Consider the following 15,534-nt stretch of genomic DNA (forward strand, 5'->3'; position numbering starts at 1 on the left):
ATTTGCAAGGCGTTCCTTGCCTTCACAGGCCGGTTTTGCATAAACCGACACGCTTCAGGCAAGGTCGGGTGAAAAAACGCCCGAATGAAGCCATCGCGCCCGCGAATTCGGAAGGCGCAATGAATAATATATGAGAATGTCCGCTAGACTGGTTCAGGCAGCTTCGCCTTGGCGGGCCGACACGAATCGGGCAGCCGTCAGGCTCTGACGGAGAAATTCGGTGTTCTCGTCCGGATTTTCCGAAGGGTTCTGAAACGAAACATGATTGATCTCGACCGCAGCATGCTCGTTGGCCAGAATCAATTGCGCATAAACCGTCGCGCCGTGCGGTTTCAGTTCGAGATCGAGGACGATCTCCGGCGCCCCTTCCCATTCGAGCCTGTATTCGCCACCGGCACCGAAATTGATCGTGCCCGGATGATAATAAAGCTCCGCGGCCGACGAGACGAGGTCGGCAATGCTGCCGTAGCACTCGAATCTGAGCAATGAAATCAGGTCGGCCGGATCGAGCAGGCGCAGTTCGGTGGCGATCGGGTTGATCGCCTCTGCGACGATCATTTCCCGCTTTTCAGAATAGGCGGATTTTTTCATTGGTTTTATTGAACCCGTATTTTCGATGACTTCATGGCGTAAACCCGATGAACGAGCTCAGCTACAGCCTTGTAAAAAGCTGGTGGAATCACACTATCGATCGAGACTTGCGCAAACATGGAGCGTGCGAGCGGCGGATCTTCAAAAACGGGGATATTATTTTTCTCCGCAATCTCGCGGATTTTCAATGCGATAAGGTCCTGACCCTTGGCAACGACGACAGGCGCGTCGCCTTCTTCGCGAACGTAACGCAACGCCACTGCAAAGTGTGTCGGGTTGGCAATCACCAGTGTCGCGCGCGGCACATTGTCGATCATGCGGCGGCGGGCGCGGTCACGGGCGACCGAACGCTGACGGGCTTTGACCACTGGGTCGCCCTGCGATTGCTTGTACTCTTCCTTCACCTCATGCTTCGTCATTTTCAGCTGGCTGAACCAGTGGTGGCGCGTCCACAAAAGGTCGACGGCGGCAAGCAGCGCGGTCGAAAAGAGAATCACGACCATCATCTTTTTGGTGAGCTCGACAACCCTGACGAAAATGACCTGCGGGTCGGAGAACATCAGGTCGATGAGACTGTAGAAATCGCCGCGAAGAGACAGGAACATGATGATCGAAACGATCAAGATCTTGAACAGCGATTTGCCGAATTCCACAAATCCCTGCTTGCTGTAGATGCGGCCGAACCCCTTTGCGGGCGAGATGCGCGACCATTGCGGACGCACCCTCTCAAGCACGGGCGACGGCAGGTTCTGGAAAAACGAGGAGGCAAGGCCGAAGACGATGAACATGATCATGGCCGGCATGAGCAGATAGGCCATGGACGTGCCGAGGAAATAAAGCAGCGACAGGGCATCCGGCCTGGTGCTGAGGTTCCATTGTTCGGGCTGGCCGAACAGGTCCTTCAGCGTTACGCCGAGGCGACCGGCGCCGTCGGGCAAAAAGAAAACCAGATAGCAGTAAAAGGCGAGTGACGAAGCAAAGATCGGGACCTCGCGAGAAAAGGGAAGATTGCCCTTTTCCGCCGCATCACGGAGTTTTTTCTCCGTTGGGTCTTCTGTTTTACTGTCCTTGTCCTGATCGTCTGCCAAGGCACGTTCCCGGGATAAAAAAAGCCCGCCGATCGCGGCAGGCCGTCATTCCGAAACTAGCGCCCGAGACCGGCCATCGCAATGGCCGGCATTACCTGTGAGGCGGGTTATCAACCGGCTTCCGCTCAGGCTGCTGCGGATTGTTCCTCTGTGGAGGCTTCCTTCAGCTGAATCTGACCGGAATTGGCCAGCCGGATCGCTTCCTGCGCCACGGCGCGGCGTGCAATCGCCACTTCGCGGGTGTTGATAGAAGCCTGCGGCACGGCGAGGTCCGATTCGATCATGCGGCGCTGGCGCGGGCTGATGCTGGACAGCACACACTCCTTGATTTCCATGGTTGCGCCACGCAGCGCCATGGTGAGAACGTCCGCCGAGACATCGTTGAGCAGCAGGACGCGGCTGCGCTGCGGCATGAACATGAGATCGTCGAAGAGGAAGATCTTCGGCTTGACCTTGTTGGCAGCTTCCTTGCTGAGCGTTTCGAGCGAGCTGAGCAGCGTATCGACCTGCGGCTTTTCCATTTCGTTCATCAGGTCGGCAACCTTCGTGGAGCCGCCCGCATTGCGCTCTGCTTCGATCTCGTTGATGAGGTTGACCACACGCTTCTCGATGATCTGGGCAGCCGTGGGGCTGACTTCCTTCATGTTCACCGTGCGGTTCATGATATCGGCGCGCTGCTCTTCGGGAATGGTCAGAAGGACCTTGGCACCGAAGGACGAGGGCAGCATGGAGAGGATATAGGCGATGGTCTGGGGATGCTCGCGCAGCAGGAACTTGCCGACGAATTCCGGCTCCGCTTCCTGCAGGCGATCCCAGATCGACGCTTCATAGGCCTGGAAGGCTGCACGACGGCCGAGAAGGCTGTCCACCTCCTCCGGTGTCAGGCCCTCTTCGAGAATGCTTTCGATCGCCTTGGCATTGTCCATCAGACCCGTTCCTTCCGTGAACAGGTCTTCGAACTCCGCCACGATCTGGGCGAGTTCGTCAGGGGGAATGACACGCAGCGTCTGGGCCGAGGAAATGATCATCTGCAATTCGTGCTGCGTGAAAAATTTCAGCAGCTTGCCGGCGACGCCCTTGCCCATGGCAAGAAGCACCGCGGCCGCCTTGTCGGCCTGAGACAACGGCTTCCCTGCCAGCGGGTTACCGAAATCCTCGAAGTCCATCATGGTCTTTCCTCTCCGTCCCCACAGGGATCAGGCTTTTCTCGTACTCATTACTTCAATCAATTTTACGCCGAAGCGCGTATCGTCGTCTTCAAGTACCGTTATTTCACCGCGCGCAATACGGCGGCCATTCACCATGATCTCGACCGGTTCACCGATCTTGCGGTCAAGCGCGATCGTTGCACCCTCTTCAAGGCTCATCAGACCCGAGACGAGCATGCGGCTGGTGCCGAGAACGATCTGGACATCGATCGGGATATCCATGATCAGGTCCATATTGTCGGACAGGCCACTGCCGAGCGGCGCCTTGATGCCCGCGACCTGTGGGGTGGCCGCGAAATCGTTCATAGCAAAATCGCCCGCTCCGCCACCGAAGGCGGAAAGGTCGCTGTCGGTGGAAGCGTCGTCAACGCTCCCGAAATCCCCGAAGTCGCCAAAGTCGGACAGCGAACCTTCCGCATCCGTCTTGAGGACGCCACGCAGATCGCCGATAGCCTGGTCGAGCTCACCGCCGTCTTCAAGCGACGGCAGCGCCATATCATCGGTAACAGGTGTTTTCTTCGTAGCCATGCGCTGATTATTCCCTTTGAAACTTGCGTCAGCCTGCCCAGAACCCAAAAAAGGTGGACAGGTTTTAACCCATCAGATGTCGCAAGATCTCGTCGTCCGTGCTGACATTGTTCTTTACCCGAACCATGTAGCGGTCGCCGGACTTGCCGAATTCACAATTATAGAGCTTGGAGCCGTTGGCGCTGACCTCGACGCCGATGTCGTCCTGCTTCAGATCCTGAAACGGAATGACGTCGCCGGCCACCAGCCTGGAGATCGTCCGCAGGGTCAAGGTTTCGAGCTTGATGCGCGCCTCGAGCGTTACCTGCGATCTCTTCACCTGCTCAGAGATCAAATCCACCCATTCCGCCTGCTTCTTCAGCGCCTGGGCTGAAGCCTTGGGAGCGGCGATGGAGGTCTTGAGCAGGGGCCGCTGCGGCACGATCAGCGCGAATTCCGAAGAAACCTTGCCGATGGCGATCTTCATGCGGACTGTCACACCGTAGAGGCCAGCGATCATCTCCTCGAAGGCGCTTTTTCCATTGGCCGTAAAGGGCGGGTCGATCGTCGCCTCGAAACCGCCCGGCGCGTTGACGCCCGACCGCAGGACACCCCCGATGCGCCCGAGAACCATGGCCGCCAGGTCGAGTTCGATGTGGGACAGGCTGCGCTCGTCCGGCTCGCCGATGGTGTCGGCGGCGGCGCCCAGCATGCGCTCCATGAGCGCGATGACGAAGCCGTTGCCGACCGCCATCATGAAATTGGGGCACCAGTTGCGCAGAGAACAATCCGCAACCGAGAAATTGCCGCCGATATTGGCGATGAGATCGGTCATCAGCCCCGATTCGGAGCCGATATATTCGACGTCTATCGCAATGCCGGTCTCGCTGTGAAAGATATCAGGCAGGAATTCGCTGTAGAGATGGCCGATATCGGAGCCGACCTTCGCGATTGTCTTGCGGTCGGAAAGCCCGCCGGTAAGTTTCGCGAGCAGCGACGTGTCGATGACGGGTGCTCTTTGCTGTGCAGCTTTAGCCATGGTCATGCCGCCTTGTTTTCGCCGCCGGGGTTCATCATCTCCTGTTCGACGGCGTCGATGGACGGCCGCTCGTAGTTGGAGATGGTCTTGCGCCCGTATTCAAGCGCGACCTGCGGCACCGAGCCGTTCATGTAGGCGATCAGCGTCTGCTTGACGATGATGTAGAGGCGGTGCTGCTTGGTGCGGACGATCTTGACCTGCGAAGCGAGCGGGTTGCAGATCGAATAGGACAGGATGATGCCGAGCATGGTGCCCACCAGTGCGGCGCCGATGAGGCCGCCCAGCACTTCCGGTGATTCGTTGATCTTGCCCATGGCCTTGATGACGCCGAGAACCGCCGCGACGATACCGATGGCGGGGAAGGAATCGCCCATGGTGGTGATCGCGTGGTAAGGTTTCAGCTTGTCGTGCAGGATGGTCTCGATTTCCTCGTCCATCAGTGCTTCGATTTCGTGGCTGCGCGCGTTGCCGATGATGATGAGGCGGACGTAGTCACAGATAAACGACGTCAGCTCCTTGTTCTTCAGCACCGAGGGTGCGCTCTGGAAGATCGAGGATTCTTCCGGATTGTCGATATGCGCCTCGATCTCGTTGCGCGATTTCGTGCGCAGGTCGCGCATCAGCGAATAAAGTACGCCGAGTACGTCGAGATAGTTGCGCTCCTTCGGGACCGAGTGCTTGAAGGCCTCGCCGAGCGCCTTGCCCGAATCCTTCACGACCTTCATCGGGTTCGCCATGATGAAGCCGCCGAGGCCGGCACCGCCGATAATCAACAATTCGAACGGCTGAACCAGCACGTCCAGATGGCCGCCCATCGCCATGTAGCCGCCGATGATGCAGCCGAAGGTGATTATAAGTCCAATTACAATATTCATTGATCGACCACGCCCGAACAGTGTTCCATGCCGCCATCTCTAGAAAATGTGGCTTGCGTGAACCTGTCCGCGGGGCCTCTTTCCCTCGTCGCCGCAGCCAGTTTCGCACAAGCAACATCCGGCATTATCCCGACAAAGGCGGACGTGCGCCTTGGTATCGGGATCAAACGAGAGCGGCGGTTCAGTGACTTCCACCTACACCAGCTACAGACTGATCAGTCAGGACATCGGCAAATCGCTTGAGCGTGTGTCGAAGCAACCCGACGTGGCGCGCGAAACCGAATATTACCGGTCGAAGATCGGCAGCGTGAAATCCGTCGACGACTTCATGGCCGATACCCGTCTTTACAATTATGCGCTGAAAGCCAACGGCCTCGAGGACATGGCGTATGCGAAAGCCTTCATCCGCAAGGTGCTGACCGAAGGCACGGCCGACAAGAACGCCTTCGCCAACAAGCTTTCCGACAGCCGCTATTCGGACCTTGCGAAATCGCTCGACTTTGCAAGTCTCGGTGCAGCTGCAACTGCGACCGAAGCGGCCCAGTCCGGCATCATCAGCAAATACACCCGCCAGACGCTGGAGCAGGAGGCGGGCGGCGACAATAACGGTGTCCGGCTTGCTCTTTACTTCGAGCGCAAGGCACCAACGATCAAATCGGGTCTCGATTTTCTAGCCGACGACGCGCTCGCGCAGGTGTTCCGCACCGCCTACAACCTGCCTGACGAAATTGCGGCAGGAAGCGTCGAAAAACAGGCCGCGCTCATCGAAAAATCCATCAATATCAAGGATCTGCAAAATCCTGAAAAGGTCGGCAAGCTGCTCGAGCGTTTCACCATCATGTGGGAGATGCAAAATCCCTCGACGACCTATGATCCTCTGGCCGTTTTCGGCTCCTCCAGCGGCTACGGCATTTCCCCGGACCTGCTGATCTCCATCAACTCCCTGAAACTCGGAGGCAAATGATATGCAATCCGGACTATACGTCGCCCTTTCCTCGCAGATCGCGCTGGAGCGTCGTCTCACCACCATTTCCGACAATATGGCGAATGCGAACACGGTGGGTTTCCGCGGTTCCGAAGTGAAATTCGACGAAATGGTCGCCAAGAACCACAATGACATGAATGCCAAGGTGGCGTTCGTGTCGCAGGGTAACGACTATCTCTCCACCCGTCAGGGCGCCTTCGAACAGACTGGCAATAGTTTCGATTTCGCCATCAAGGGCGATGCCTGGTTCGCGATGGACACACCCGACGGCCAGATCCTGAGCCGCGACGGGCGTTTCACCATGCGCCCGGACGGCGCGCTCATCTCCTCAAGCGGTTATCCGGTTCTCGACGCCGGCGGCGGTCCCATCCAGCTCAATGCGAATGGTGGCCCGATCACCGTCAGTCTCGATGGTGCGATCAGGCAGAACGACAACATCGTCGCCACGCTCGGCATCTTCCAGGCGGATTTCTCGAAAGGCTTCCTGCGTCATCCCAATAGCGGCGTGAAGCCCGTGGCCCCGCCGACGCCGGTCGTCAACAATCACGAGGTCGGCGTCGTTCAGGGTTATCTCGAGCAGTCGAACGTCAACGGCATTTCCCAGATGACGCAGCTCATCCAAGTCAACCGGGCCTTCGAGAGCATTTCGTCGCTGATGCGTGATACCGAATCCACTTTCGGCGATGCCATCAAGACGCTTGGCGGCGCACGTTAAGGAACTGAGCGATGACAATGCCGGAATCCACGCTCACGGTCGAGGCGATTTCACCCAAGCTCGCCCAGCTCGCCAGCCTTGCCGGACACTATGCCGATCCGGAGTTTTCGGTGGCGCCGGGCGGCCATGTCCGCACCATCGCCGCCGGACACTACACGGTTTCCGGCCTGTCGCGGCATGTGAGGCTGGGCGAGTTCGTCGCCCATCGCAGCGCGACCGGTATCCATCTCGGCGAAGTCGTGCGCGTGGAACCCGATATCTGCTACGTCTGCCCCATCGAACCGGGCGAGCCGATTGGCATTCACGACACCGTCATCCGCAAGGGTGCCTTCCGCGTTGCGCCTGACGACAGCTGGTGCGGCCGCACCATCAATGCGCTTGGCGAACCCATCGATGGCAAGGGTCCGCTTGCATCAGGCACGGAGCGCCGTCCGATTTCCAGCAATGCACCGCCGTCGATGACGCGCAAGCGGGTGGAGACGCCTTTCAAGACGGGTGTCCGGGCAATCGATATTTTCTCGCCTCTCTGCCTTGGCCAGCGTCTCGGCATTTTTGCGGGCTCAGGCGTGGGAAAATCCACGCTGCTATCGATGCTTGCCAAGGCCGATGCCTTCGACAAGGTCGTCATCGGACTTGTCGGCGAGCGCGGTCGCGAAGTGCGCGAGTTCATCGAAGATACGATGGGCGAGAATATGGGCAAGTCCGTTGCCGTTGTCGCGACCAGCGACGAAAGCCCGATGCTGCGCAAGATGGCGCCGCTTTCGGCCGTCACCATTGCCGAATATTTCCGTGACAGGGGCGACAACGTCCTTCTTATCATCGACAGCGTGACCCGTTTTGCCCATGCGATCCGCGAAGTGGCGGTCGCTTCGGGTGAACCGCCGGTGGCACGCGGCTATCCGGCCTCGGTCTTCACCGAATTGCCGCGCCTTCTGGAGCGGGCGGGACCCGGCGCCGAAGGCAGCGGTACCATCACCGCCATCGTCTCCATTCTGGTGGACGGCGACAACCACAACGATCCGATTGCCGATTCGACCCGCGGTATTCTCGACGGCCACATCGTGCTGGATCGCAGCCTTGCAGAAGAAGGCCGCTATCCTCCGATCAATCCTCTGGCCTCGATCTCGCGTCTCGCCAAGAAGGCATGGACACCGGATCAGGAAAAGCTGGTGTCGCGTCTGAAAGCGCTGGTGCACCGCTTTGAGGAAACGCGGGACCTGCGCCTCATCGGCGGTTATCGACCCGGCACCGATCCCGATCTCGACATGGCGGTGAAACAGGTTCCGATCATCTATGAAACGCTGAAACAGCTTCCGAATGAACCGGCGGCGCAGGACGCCTACGCCGATCTGGCGACCGCGTTGCGCGGTGGAGTGCAAAATAATCAGCCACAGGTAAACCCGAGAATGAGAGGCTGACCCGTGAAAAAGAAACAGATCGACAAGATCGACGATAGCGACCTCGAGAACGTACAGCCGCAGCCTCCCTTCTTCACGCCCGACCGTATTCTGGCGTGGACGGGAATAGGACTTGCCGCCGCCGCCGCATTTTTCCCCTGGTACGTGTTCTTCAACGAGGACAAGTTTGGAATGAGAGTGGCAGACGGCGACCGCACGCGCGACTTGCCCCATACCGGTCCGCGCGAAGTCTTCAGCGTTTCGCCCCTGGCCATGACCAATCGCAACAAGGAAGACGCGCCAGCGCCCGGCGAATTGCCGGACATGCTGACGACGGCGACGGTCAGCGAAAAGGGTAAGGAAAAGCAGAACAATCTCGCCGCAGGGCTTGAAGACCAGCCCTTCCCCGGCCAGACGTCCTTCCGCCTGCTGCATGTCTCCAACGGCCGCGCCCTCATCGAGGACGGATCGGGCATGTATATGGTGCGGGTGGGCTCCACATTGCCCGACAACGCGCGCCTGACCAAAATCGAGCAGCGCGACGGCGAGTGGATGATAGAGACTTCTTCCGGCAAAACCTATCATCCCGAGAAGTAGTCAGACCGGCACTCTGCTGAAGTCTGCTGCCGTCGCCGGATCCAATCCGGCAGGACGGAGACGTCTTCGCAATTCACTATTCGATCCCATGGCGTGCCGCATTTAACGGCGCGCCATTTTTGTTTTCGCAATCGCCTTCGGGATCAGATTCTCCAGTGCTTCCGCACCTACGCGCCTCACCGCAAGTCTGACGCAAGATTAGCACCGTAGGTTCGGGCCATACGAGATGGAGAAGTCTATGCAACCGATTCAACTGTTCGATCTGGCCTCCCGCCAAGCGGAATGGCTGAGCGTGCGGCAGGAAGTCGTGGCGACCAACATCGCCAACGCCAACACACCCAAGTTTCACGCCAAGGATGTCAGTCCTTTCGAAGCGGTCATGCAGGCCACCAGCCAGCAGGTCGGCATGGCGAAGACCCATCCCGCCCATTTCGGTGCTAGCGAGCTCAGCGAAAATATCGCGGTGCGCGACAACCCGATCAATAACGAGATCGGCATGCAGGAGTCCGGCAATTCGGTCGCGCTTGCCGAGGAAATGACCAAGACCGGCGAGATCAAGCGGCAATACGACCTGAACGCCAGTCTCGTCAAATCCTTCCATCGCATGATGCTGATGACGGTAAAGAGGTAAACCATGGATCCCTTGAGTGCGGCGAGCAAGATCGCGGGCAGCGGCCTGGAAGTGCAGTCCACCCGACTACGTATCGTTTCGGAAAACATTGCCAACGCAAGATCGACCGGCGACACGCCTGGCGCCGACCCCTATCGCCGCAAGACCGTGACATTCGGCTCCGAGCTTGACCGCGTAAGCGGCGTGCAGCGCGTGACGGTAAAGAAGCTTGGCGTCGACCGCGGCGATTTCGTCCATGAATACGACCCCGGCAATCCGGCCGCCGACACCAGCGGCATGGTCAAGATGCCGAACGTCAACGTCCTGATCGAAATGGCGGATATGCGCGAAGCCAACCGCAGCTACGACGCCAACCTTCAGGTCATCCGCCAGACACGCGACCTCGTCGCCTCCACCATCGACCTTCTGAAAGCATCGCAATGATCGACGGCATCAAACAACTCGGTTCCCTCTCGCTCACGCGTGGCACGAGCAACGTCTCTTCGCTGACCGACAGCATTTTCGGCAGCCAGCAGACGACGCCCGCCCAGCAGACGGGCGCAAGCTTCGCAAGCGTTCTCGGCAATATGTCGACGGATGCGATGAACAACCTGAAGAAGGCGGAAGTGGCCTCCTTCGAAGGTATTCAGGGCAAGGCAAACACACGCGAAGTGGTCGATGCCGTGCTTTCGGCCGAGCAGTCGCTGCAAACGGCCATCGCGTTCCGCGACAAGATCGTGTCGGCCTATCTCGACATTACCAAGATGCAGATCTAGAGCGCGTCCGGTTTGAAGCCAATCGTTGGCCGCGCTCTAGGCCTTTGTTTTTAAGCACTTTCCGGACGCAGAACCGCTCCGCGCCTTTACTGGAAATGCTCTAGCCCCGCAGGAAAAATGACATGAGAGCTCTTGCCATCGCTGCCACCGGTATGGACGCCCAGCAGACCAATCTGGAAGTCATTGCCAACAACATCGCCAACATCAACACCACCGGCTACAAGCGCGCGCGTGCAGAGTTTACCGATCTTCTGTACCAGACCGAACGCATGCAGGGTGTGCCGAACCGTGCCAACCAGGCGATCGTGCCTGAGGGAGCGAATATCGGCCTCGGCGTGCAGACTTCCGCGGTGCGCAACATCCACACCCAGGGCAACCTGATCGAAACCGGCAACAAGCTCGACGTGGCAATCATCGGCCAGGGCTGGTTTCAGATCGAGGCGGCCGACGGTTCGACGCTCTACAGCCGCGCCGGCGCCTTCAACAAGAATGCTGACGGCAACCTCGTGACGGTTGATGGCTACAATGTCATCCCGAACATCAATATCCCGACCGACGCGCAGGACATCACCATCACCCGCACGGGTCAGGTGACCGCCCGCATCGGTAACGCTGCGGATTTCACTGAACTCGGCCAGTTGACCATCGCCAACTTTGCCAACGAGGCGGGTCTGAAGCCGCTCGGCGACAACCTCTTTTCCCAGACGCCGGCCTCCGGCGCCGCCGTTATCGGCGTGCCTGACGATCCGAGCTACGGCTACATCAAGCAATCCTACCTCGAAGGCTCGAACGTCGATGCCGTCAAGGAAATCACCGACCTCATCACGGCGCAGCGCGCCTACGAGATGAATTCCAAGGTCATCACCACCGCTGACGAAATGGCTTCGATTGTCAGCAAGAACCTGAAGTAAGAACGGAAAGGCAGGCGGACATGAGGTTTGGCCGGAAACATAGCAGCTGCAGAACGGCACTCGTCCGTATGTGCCTTGCGTCTGCCTTTTCACTGGGTGCCATGGCACCCGCTTTTGCACAGGCACCGACGGCGCTGGTTCCTACTCGCACGATCTATCCGGGCGAGACGATCACGCCCGAACAAGTGAAGCCGGTGGAAGTGACCAACCCCAACATTTCCGCTGGTTACGCGAGCGATATCAGCGAAGTGGAAGGCATGATCTCCAAGCAGACATTGCTTCCCGGCCGCACAATCCCCATTGCAGCGCTTCGTGAACCGTCACTTGTGGTGCGCGGCACGAGCGTCAAACTCGTTTTCCACATCGGCAACATGACGCTGATGGCATCCGGAACGCCCATGAGCGACGGCTCGCTCGGCGAGGTCGTAAGGGTACGCAACATCGATTCCGGCGTGATGGTCAGCGGTACCGTCATGAAGGACGGAACCATTCAGGTTATGGCGAAATGAAAGTGCTTCGTATCCTCTGTGCGGCTCTGGTCATTTCGGCCCTGCCCTTCATCTCGACGCCGCCAGCCCAGGCAGACACGTCCCGTATCAAGGATATCGCATCCCTGCAGGCCGGACGCGACAACCAGCTGATCGGATATGGTCTCGTCGTGGGCCTACAGGGCACCGGCGACAGCCTGCGCTCTTCACCCTTCACCGAACAGTCCATGCGCGCCATGCTGCAGAACCTCGGCATCACCACGCAGGGCGGCCAGTCCAATGCCAAGAACATCGCCGCCGTGATGGTAACGGCCAACCTGCCGCCATTCGCCAGCCCCGGCAGCCGTGTAGACGTGACGGTCAGCTCGCTCGGCGACGCCTCCTCGCTTCGCGGCGGCAACCTCATCATGACATCGCTTTCCGGTGCAGACGGGCAGATCTATGCGGTCGCGCAGGGAGCACTGATCGTCAACGGCTTTTCGGCACAGGGCGATGCAGCGACATTGACGCAGGGCGTAACGACCTCGGCGCGTGTGCCGAACGGCGCGATCATCGAGCGGGAACTGCCGTCGAAATTCAAGGATTCGGTCAATCTGGTCCTTCAGCTGCGCAATCCCGATTTTTCGACCGCGGTGCGCGTCGCCGATGTCGTTAACGCCTTTGCCCGCGCCCGTTACGGTGATGGCATCGCCGAACCGCGCGATTCGCAGGAAATCTCGGTGCAGAAGCCTCGCACCGCCGACCTGACGCGGTTGATGGCGGAAATCGAAAACCTGACGGTCCAGACGGATACGCCGGCGAAAGTCGTGATCAACGAGCGCACGGGCACGATCGTCATAGGCGCGGATGTGCGTATTTCCCGCGTGGCGGTGAGCTATGGAACGCTGACCGTGCAGGTGACGGAATCGCCGCAGGTCATCCAGCCCGCGCCCTTCTCGCGCGGCGAGACGGCGGTGCAACCGCAGACGGATATCATGGCACTGCAGGAAGGCAGCAAGGTCGCCATCGTCGAAGGCCCTGACCTTCGCACGCTGGTTGCCGGTCTCAACAGCATCGGGCTCAAGGCGGACGGCATCATCGCCATTCTGCAAGGCATCAAATCCGCCGGCGCCCTTCAGGCGGAGCTCGTGCTGCAATGATGGAACTTCAGAAGAAAACTGCTTTCAGGAACGGCTTTACCCGGTTCGCGGCCGTTGCCTCGCTGCTTTTCCTGTTGCCCGCCGCCGGCGCCGAAAGCCAGCAGAACGTGGTGTCCGAACTCAGCACGCAGGATGAAATCCAGAAATTCTGCACCAATATTGCCGATGCGGCCCGCGACCAGCGCTATCTCATGCAGAAGCAGGAGCTGGAAAAGCTTCAGGCTGACGTCAACGAGCGCATTTCCGCGTTGCAGGACCGCAAGGCGGAATATGAGGACTGGCTGGCACGCCGCAATCATTTCCTCGAGCAGGCGAAAAGCAATCTGGTCAATATCTACAAGACGATGAAGGCGGATGCCGCAGCACCGCAGCTCGAGAAGATGCATGTGGAAATCGCGGCTGCCATCATCATGCAGCTTCCGCCGCGCCAATCGGGCCTCATCCTCAGTGAAATGGATGCTCAGAAAGCCGCAATCGTCGCCGGCATCATGTCGCAGGCAATCGACAAAAACACTTCGAAGGATCCTTCATGACCCCGCGTCTTCCGGCCCTCCTCCTGCCGCTTGCCCTGCTTGCCGGCTGCCAGAACAACCAGACCCTGAAGGAAATCGGCAACGCTCCCGCGATGAGCCCGATCGGCAGCGGCCTGCAATTCAGCCAGACGCCGCAGATGGGCATGTATCCGAAGCAGCCAAAGCACATGGCGAGCGGCTATTCGTTGTGGAGCGACAGCCAGGGTGCGCTGTTCAAGGATCTACGTGCGCTTAACATCGGCGACATCCTGACCGTCAACATCCAGATCAACGACAAGGCCGATTTCGACAACGAAACCGAGCGCAACCGCACCAATTCCAGCGGCCTGAACTGGAAGGCAAAGGCGGAAATCTTAGGTTGGACGCCGGAGGCAGATTCCAACATCAAATACGGCTCCGACACCGACACCCAGGCCAAGGGCAAGACCAAGCGTTCCGAAAAGCTGACGCTGATGGTGGCGGCCGTGGTGACCGGCATTCTCGAAAACGGCAACCTCATCATCAGCGGTTCGCAGGAGGTGCGCGTGAATCACGAAATCCGCATCCTCAACGTGGGCGGTATCGTCAGGCCGCAGGATGTCGATGCGCAGAACATGATCTCCTACGAGCGCATCGCCGAGGCGCGCATCTCCTACGGTGGCCGCGGCCGCCTGACGGAAGTGCAGCAACCCCCGGTCGGTCAGCAGGTCGTCGACCTGTTCTCGCCGCTCTGACGCCGACATGCGAAAGCGGGACTGACCCATGGAAAACGAACAGACTGAGGGCAAGAAAAAATCCTCGCCGATGGTCATGACCATCGCTGGCGTTGCAATCCTCACCCTGCTGGGTGCGGGCGGCGGCTGGTTCGTGGGCGGCATGGTCGCCCCGAAGATCGCCGGCGCCGAGGCGCATGCCCCGGCTGCCGCCGGCGAACATGGCGAGAAGAAGGGCGAGGGCATCGATAAAATCCCGGCAGAGGCGAACGGTATCGTCCAGCTCGATCCCATCACCACCAACCTTGCATACCCCTCCACGAACTGGGTGCGGCTTGAAGTGGCGCTGATGTTCAAGGGTCCGGTAGAGGTCAATCTCGCGGAGGATATCCATCAGGATATCATGGCCTACGTCCGCACCGTTTCCCTTCAGCAGCTGGAAGGCCCGCGCGGCTTTCAATATCTTAAGGATGACATTCAGGAACGAGTTGACCTGCGCTCTCAAGGGCGCGTATCCAAGGTCATGTTCCGGACCTTTGTCATCGAATGATTCGATTTCTTGTTACCATCGCTGTTCTTTTGGCTTTGCCGGGCCTTGCCAACGCCCAGCAATTTCCGACCGATCTGTTCAATACACAGATAGACGGATCCGTCGCCGCATGGATCATTCGCACCTTCGGCCTTTTGACTGTCTTGTCAGTCGCGCCGGGCATCCTGATCATGGTCACGAGCTTTCCGCGCTTCGTGATCGCCTTTTCGATCCTGCGCTCCGGCATGGGGCTTGCCTCGACCCCGTCGAACATGATCCTCTTGTCGATGGCGATGTTCATGACCTTCTACGTCATGTCGCCGACCTTCGATAAAGCCTGGACAGACGGCGTGCAGCCGTTGCTGCAGAACCAGATCAACGAACAGCAGGCGATTGGGCGCATCGCCGAACCCTTCCGTACCTTCATGAACGCCAATACGCGCGACAAGGATCTGAAGCTGTTCGTCGATATCGCCCGCGAGCGCGGACAGGTCGTGATGACCGACAATGTGGTCGACTACCGCGTGCTCGTTCCGGCCTTCATGCTTTCGGAAATCCGGCGCGGTTTCGAGATCGGTTTCCTGATCATCCTGCCGTTTCTGGTCATCGATCTCATCGTCGCCACCATCACCATGGCCATGGGCATGATGATGCTGCCACCCACCTCGATTTCCCTGCCGTTCAAGATCCTTTTTTTCGTGCTGATCGACGGCTGGAACCTGCTGGTCGGCAGCCTTGTGAGATCGTTCAACTGACGGCAATTGTGCCGAAATAATCTTCGTTAATCCTGTTTGTTAACCCCGCAGCCCCACGGCTGCGGGGTTTTCGCATTTTAACCCTTTGGTTACCGTTTT

20 protein-coding genes are annotated in these 15,534 nt (G+C 59.0%); 14 read left to right on the plus strand and 6 right to left on the minus strand.

What is annotated here, in order from left to right; all coding sequences use genetic code 11:
* Nucleotides 1-153: 153 nt before the first annotated feature.
* From ACQZ6D_RS15035 to motA, 6 genes are all read right to left on the minus strand, one after another.
* Nucleotides 154-591 carry a hypothetical protein gene (locus ACQZ6D_RS15035; protein ID WP_003515097.1) on the minus strand — a complete coding sequence of 146 codons (438 nt, stop codon included), beginning with the start codon at nt 589-591 and terminating at the stop codon, nt 154-156.
* A gap of 5 nt (nt 592-596) precedes the next feature.
* Complete coding sequence (flhB, locus tag ACQZ6D_RS15040) at nt 597-1,679, minus strand: flagellar biosynthesis protein FlhB (protein WP_003515096.1); 1,083 nt, start codon at nt 1,677-1,679, stop codon at nt 597-599.
* A 125-nt stretch (nt 1,680-1,804) separates the two neighbouring features.
* Complete coding sequence (gene fliG, locus ACQZ6D_RS15045; RefSeq protein ID WP_003515095.1) at nt 1,805-2,848, minus strand: flagellar motor switch protein FliG; 1,044 nt, start codon at nt 2,846-2,848, stop codon at nt 1,805-1,807.
* Nucleotides 2,849-2,875: 27 nt separating this feature from the next.
* On the minus strand, nt 2,876-3,415 hold the full coding sequence (gene fliN, locus ACQZ6D_RS15050) for a flagellar motor switch protein FliN (RefSeq protein WP_065703819.1): 540 nt from the start codon (nt 3,413-3,415) through the stop codon (nt 2,876-2,878).
* A 64-nt stretch (nt 3,416-3,479) separates the two neighbouring features.
* Nucleotides 3,480-4,439, minus strand: a complete 960-nt coding sequence (locus ACQZ6D_RS15055; protein WP_003515092.1) for a FliM/FliN family flagellar motor switch protein — start codon at nt 4,437-4,439, stop codon at nt 3,480-3,482.
* The gene (motA, locus tag ACQZ6D_RS15060) at nt 4,436-5,308 is read right to left on the minus strand and encodes a flagellar motor stator protein MotA (RefSeq protein WP_003515090.1); all 873 of its coding nucleotides are present in this window, start codon (nt 5,306-5,308) and stop codon (nt 4,436-4,438) included. The genes ACQZ6D_RS15055 and motA overlap by 4 nt, the downstream gene beginning before the upstream one ends.
* A gap of 184 nt (nt 5,309-5,492) precedes the next feature.
* On the opposite strand from motA, the gene ACQZ6D_RS15065 reads away from it, so the two are divergent.
* From ACQZ6D_RS15065 to fliP, 14 genes are all read left to right on the plus strand, one after another.
* The gene (locus tag ACQZ6D_RS15065) at nt 5,493-6,272 is read left to right on the plus strand and encodes a DUF1217 domain-containing protein (RefSeq protein WP_003515087.1); all 780 of its coding nucleotides are present in this window, start codon (nt 5,493-5,495) and stop codon (nt 6,270-6,272) included.
* Between the two features lies 1 nt (nt 6,273).
* Complete coding sequence (gene flgF, locus ACQZ6D_RS15070) at nt 6,274-7,008, plus strand: flagellar basal-body rod protein FlgF (protein ID WP_003515085.1); 735 nt, start codon at nt 6,274-6,276, stop codon at nt 7,006-7,008.
* A gap of 11 nt (nt 7,009-7,019) precedes the next feature.
* Nucleotides 7,020-8,426 carry a flagellar protein export ATPase FliI gene (fliI, locus tag ACQZ6D_RS15075; RefSeq protein ID WP_003515084.1) on the plus strand — a complete coding sequence of 469 codons (1,407 nt, stop codon included), beginning with the start codon at nt 7,020-7,022 and terminating at the stop codon, nt 8,424-8,426.
* A 3-nt stretch (nt 8,427-8,429) separates the two neighbouring features.
* Entirely contained in the window at nt 8,430-9,002 is a 573-nt protein-coding gene (locus ACQZ6D_RS15080) for a hypothetical protein (protein ID WP_013635475.1), read from the plus strand.
* A 238-nt stretch (nt 9,003-9,240) separates the two neighbouring features.
* A complete protein-coding gene (gene flgB, locus ACQZ6D_RS15085) occupies nt 9,241-9,633 on the plus strand; it encodes a flagellar basal body rod protein FlgB (protein ID WP_003515082.1) in 393 nt (130 codons plus the stop codon).
* A gap of 3 nt (nt 9,634-9,636) precedes the next feature.
* Nucleotides 9,637-10,056 carry a flagellar basal body rod protein FlgC gene (gene flgC / locus ACQZ6D_RS15090; protein WP_003515081.1) on the plus strand — a complete coding sequence of 140 codons (420 nt, stop codon included), beginning with the start codon at nt 9,637-9,639 and terminating at the stop codon, nt 10,054-10,056.
* Nucleotides 10,053-10,388, plus strand: coding sequence for a flagellar hook-basal body complex protein FliE (locus ACQZ6D_RS15095; protein ID WP_003515080.1), 336 nt, complete (start codon nt 10,053-10,055; stop codon nt 10,386-10,388). The genes flgC and ACQZ6D_RS15095 overlap by 4 nt, the downstream gene beginning before the upstream one ends.
* 122 nt (nt 10,389-10,510) lie before the next feature.
* Complete coding sequence (flgG, locus tag ACQZ6D_RS15100) at nt 10,511-11,299, plus strand: flagellar basal-body rod protein FlgG (protein WP_003515079.1); 789 nt, start codon at nt 10,511-10,513, stop codon at nt 11,297-11,299.
* Nucleotides 11,300-11,319: 20 nt separating this feature from the next.
* Nucleotides 11,320-11,808, plus strand: a complete 489-nt coding sequence (flgA, locus tag ACQZ6D_RS15105) for a flagellar basal body P-ring formation chaperone FlgA (RefSeq protein WP_013635474.1) — start codon at nt 11,320-11,322, stop codon at nt 11,806-11,808.
* Entirely contained in the window at nt 11,805-12,926 is a 1,122-nt protein-coding gene (locus tag ACQZ6D_RS15110) for a flagellar basal body P-ring protein FlgI (RefSeq protein WP_003515077.1), read from the plus strand. Before flgA ends, ACQZ6D_RS15110 begins: the two co-directional genes overlap by 4 nt.
* Nucleotides 12,923-13,459, plus strand: coding sequence for a MotE family protein (locus ACQZ6D_RS15115; RefSeq protein WP_065703817.1), 537 nt, complete (start codon nt 12,923-12,925; stop codon nt 13,457-13,459). Before ACQZ6D_RS15110 ends, ACQZ6D_RS15115 begins: the two co-directional genes overlap by 4 nt.
* The gene (gene flgH / locus ACQZ6D_RS15120) at nt 13,456-14,172 is read left to right on the plus strand and encodes a flagellar basal body L-ring protein FlgH (protein ID WP_003515062.1); all 717 of its coding nucleotides are present in this window, start codon (nt 13,456-13,458) and stop codon (nt 14,170-14,172) included. The genes ACQZ6D_RS15115 and flgH overlap by 4 nt, the downstream gene beginning before the upstream one ends.
* 28 nt (nt 14,173-14,200) lie before the next feature.
* Complete coding sequence (locus ACQZ6D_RS15125) at nt 14,201-14,701, plus strand: flagellar basal body-associated FliL family protein (protein WP_013635471.1); 501 nt, start codon at nt 14,201-14,203, stop codon at nt 14,699-14,701.
* Entirely contained in the window at nt 14,698-15,435 is a 738-nt protein-coding gene (fliP, locus tag ACQZ6D_RS15130; protein ID WP_003515060.1) for a flagellar type III secretion system pore protein FliP, read from the plus strand. The genes ACQZ6D_RS15125 and fliP overlap by 4 nt, the downstream gene beginning before the upstream one ends.
* Nucleotides 15,436-15,534 lie beyond the last annotated feature (99 nt).

This window comes from Agrobacterium sp. 22-3639C2 (assembly GCF_053522105.1).

What these genes read in the sequence shown, in the direction of transcription:
- ACQZ6D_RS15035 (WP_003515097.1), bottom strand. Translation starts at nt 591, where the DNA reads ATGAAAAAATCCGCCTATTCTGAAAAGCGGGAAATGATCGTCGCAGAG.
- fliG (WP_003515095.1), bottom strand. Translation starts at nt 2,848, where the DNA reads ATGATGGACTTCGAGGATTTCGGTAACCCGCTGGCAGGGAAGCCGTTG.
- fliN (WP_065703819.1), bottom strand. Translation starts at nt 3,415, where the DNA reads ATGGCTACGAAGAAAACACCTGTTACCGATGATATGGCGCTGCCGTCG.
- ACQZ6D_RS15055 (WP_003515092.1), bottom strand. Translation starts at nt 4,439, where the DNA reads ATGACCATGGCTAAAGCTGCACAGCAAAGAGCACCCGTCATCGACACG.
- motA (WP_003515090.1), bottom strand. Translation starts at nt 5,308, where the DNA reads ATGAATATTGTAATTGGACTTATAATCACCTTCGGCTGCATCATCGGC.
- flgF (WP_003515085.1), top strand. Translation starts at nt 6,274, where the DNA reads ATGCAATCCGGACTATACGTCGCCCTTTCCTCGCAGATCGCGCTGGAG.
- fliI (WP_003515084.1), top strand. Translation starts at nt 7,020, where the DNA reads ATGACAATGCCGGAATCCACGCTCACGGTCGAGGCGATTTCACCCAAG.
- flgB (WP_003515082.1), top strand. Translation starts at nt 9,241, where the DNA reads ATGCAACCGATTCAACTGTTCGATCTGGCCTCCCGCCAAGCGGAATGG.
- flgC (WP_003515081.1), top strand. Translation starts at nt 9,637, where the DNA reads ATGGATCCCTTGAGTGCGGCGAGCAAGATCGCGGGCAGCGGCCTGGAA.
- ACQZ6D_RS15095 (WP_003515080.1), top strand. Translation starts at nt 10,053, where the DNA reads ATGATCGACGGCATCAAACAACTCGGTTCCCTCTCGCTCACGCGTGGC.
- flgG (WP_003515079.1), top strand. Translation starts at nt 10,511, where the DNA reads ATGAGAGCTCTTGCCATCGCTGCCACCGGTATGGACGCCCAGCAGACC.
- flgA (WP_013635474.1), top strand. Translation starts at nt 11,320, where the DNA reads ATGAGGTTTGGCCGGAAACATAGCAGCTGCAGAACGGCACTCGTCCGT.
- ACQZ6D_RS15110 (WP_003515077.1), top strand. Translation starts at nt 11,805, where the DNA reads ATGAAAGTGCTTCGTATCCTCTGTGCGGCTCTGGTCATTTCGGCCCTG.
- ACQZ6D_RS15115 (WP_065703817.1), top strand. Translation starts at nt 12,923, where the DNA reads ATGATGGAACTTCAGAAGAAAACTGCTTTCAGGAACGGCTTTACCCGG.
- flgH (WP_003515062.1), top strand. Translation starts at nt 13,456, where the DNA reads ATGACCCCGCGTCTTCCGGCCCTCCTCCTGCCGCTTGCCCTGCTTGCC.
- ACQZ6D_RS15125 (WP_013635471.1), top strand. Translation starts at nt 14,201, where the DNA reads ATGGAAAACGAACAGACTGAGGGCAAGAAAAAATCCTCGCCGATGGTC.
- fliP (WP_003515060.1), top strand. Translation starts at nt 14,698, where the DNA reads ATGATTCGATTTCTTGTTACCATCGCTGTTCTTTTGGCTTTGCCGGGC.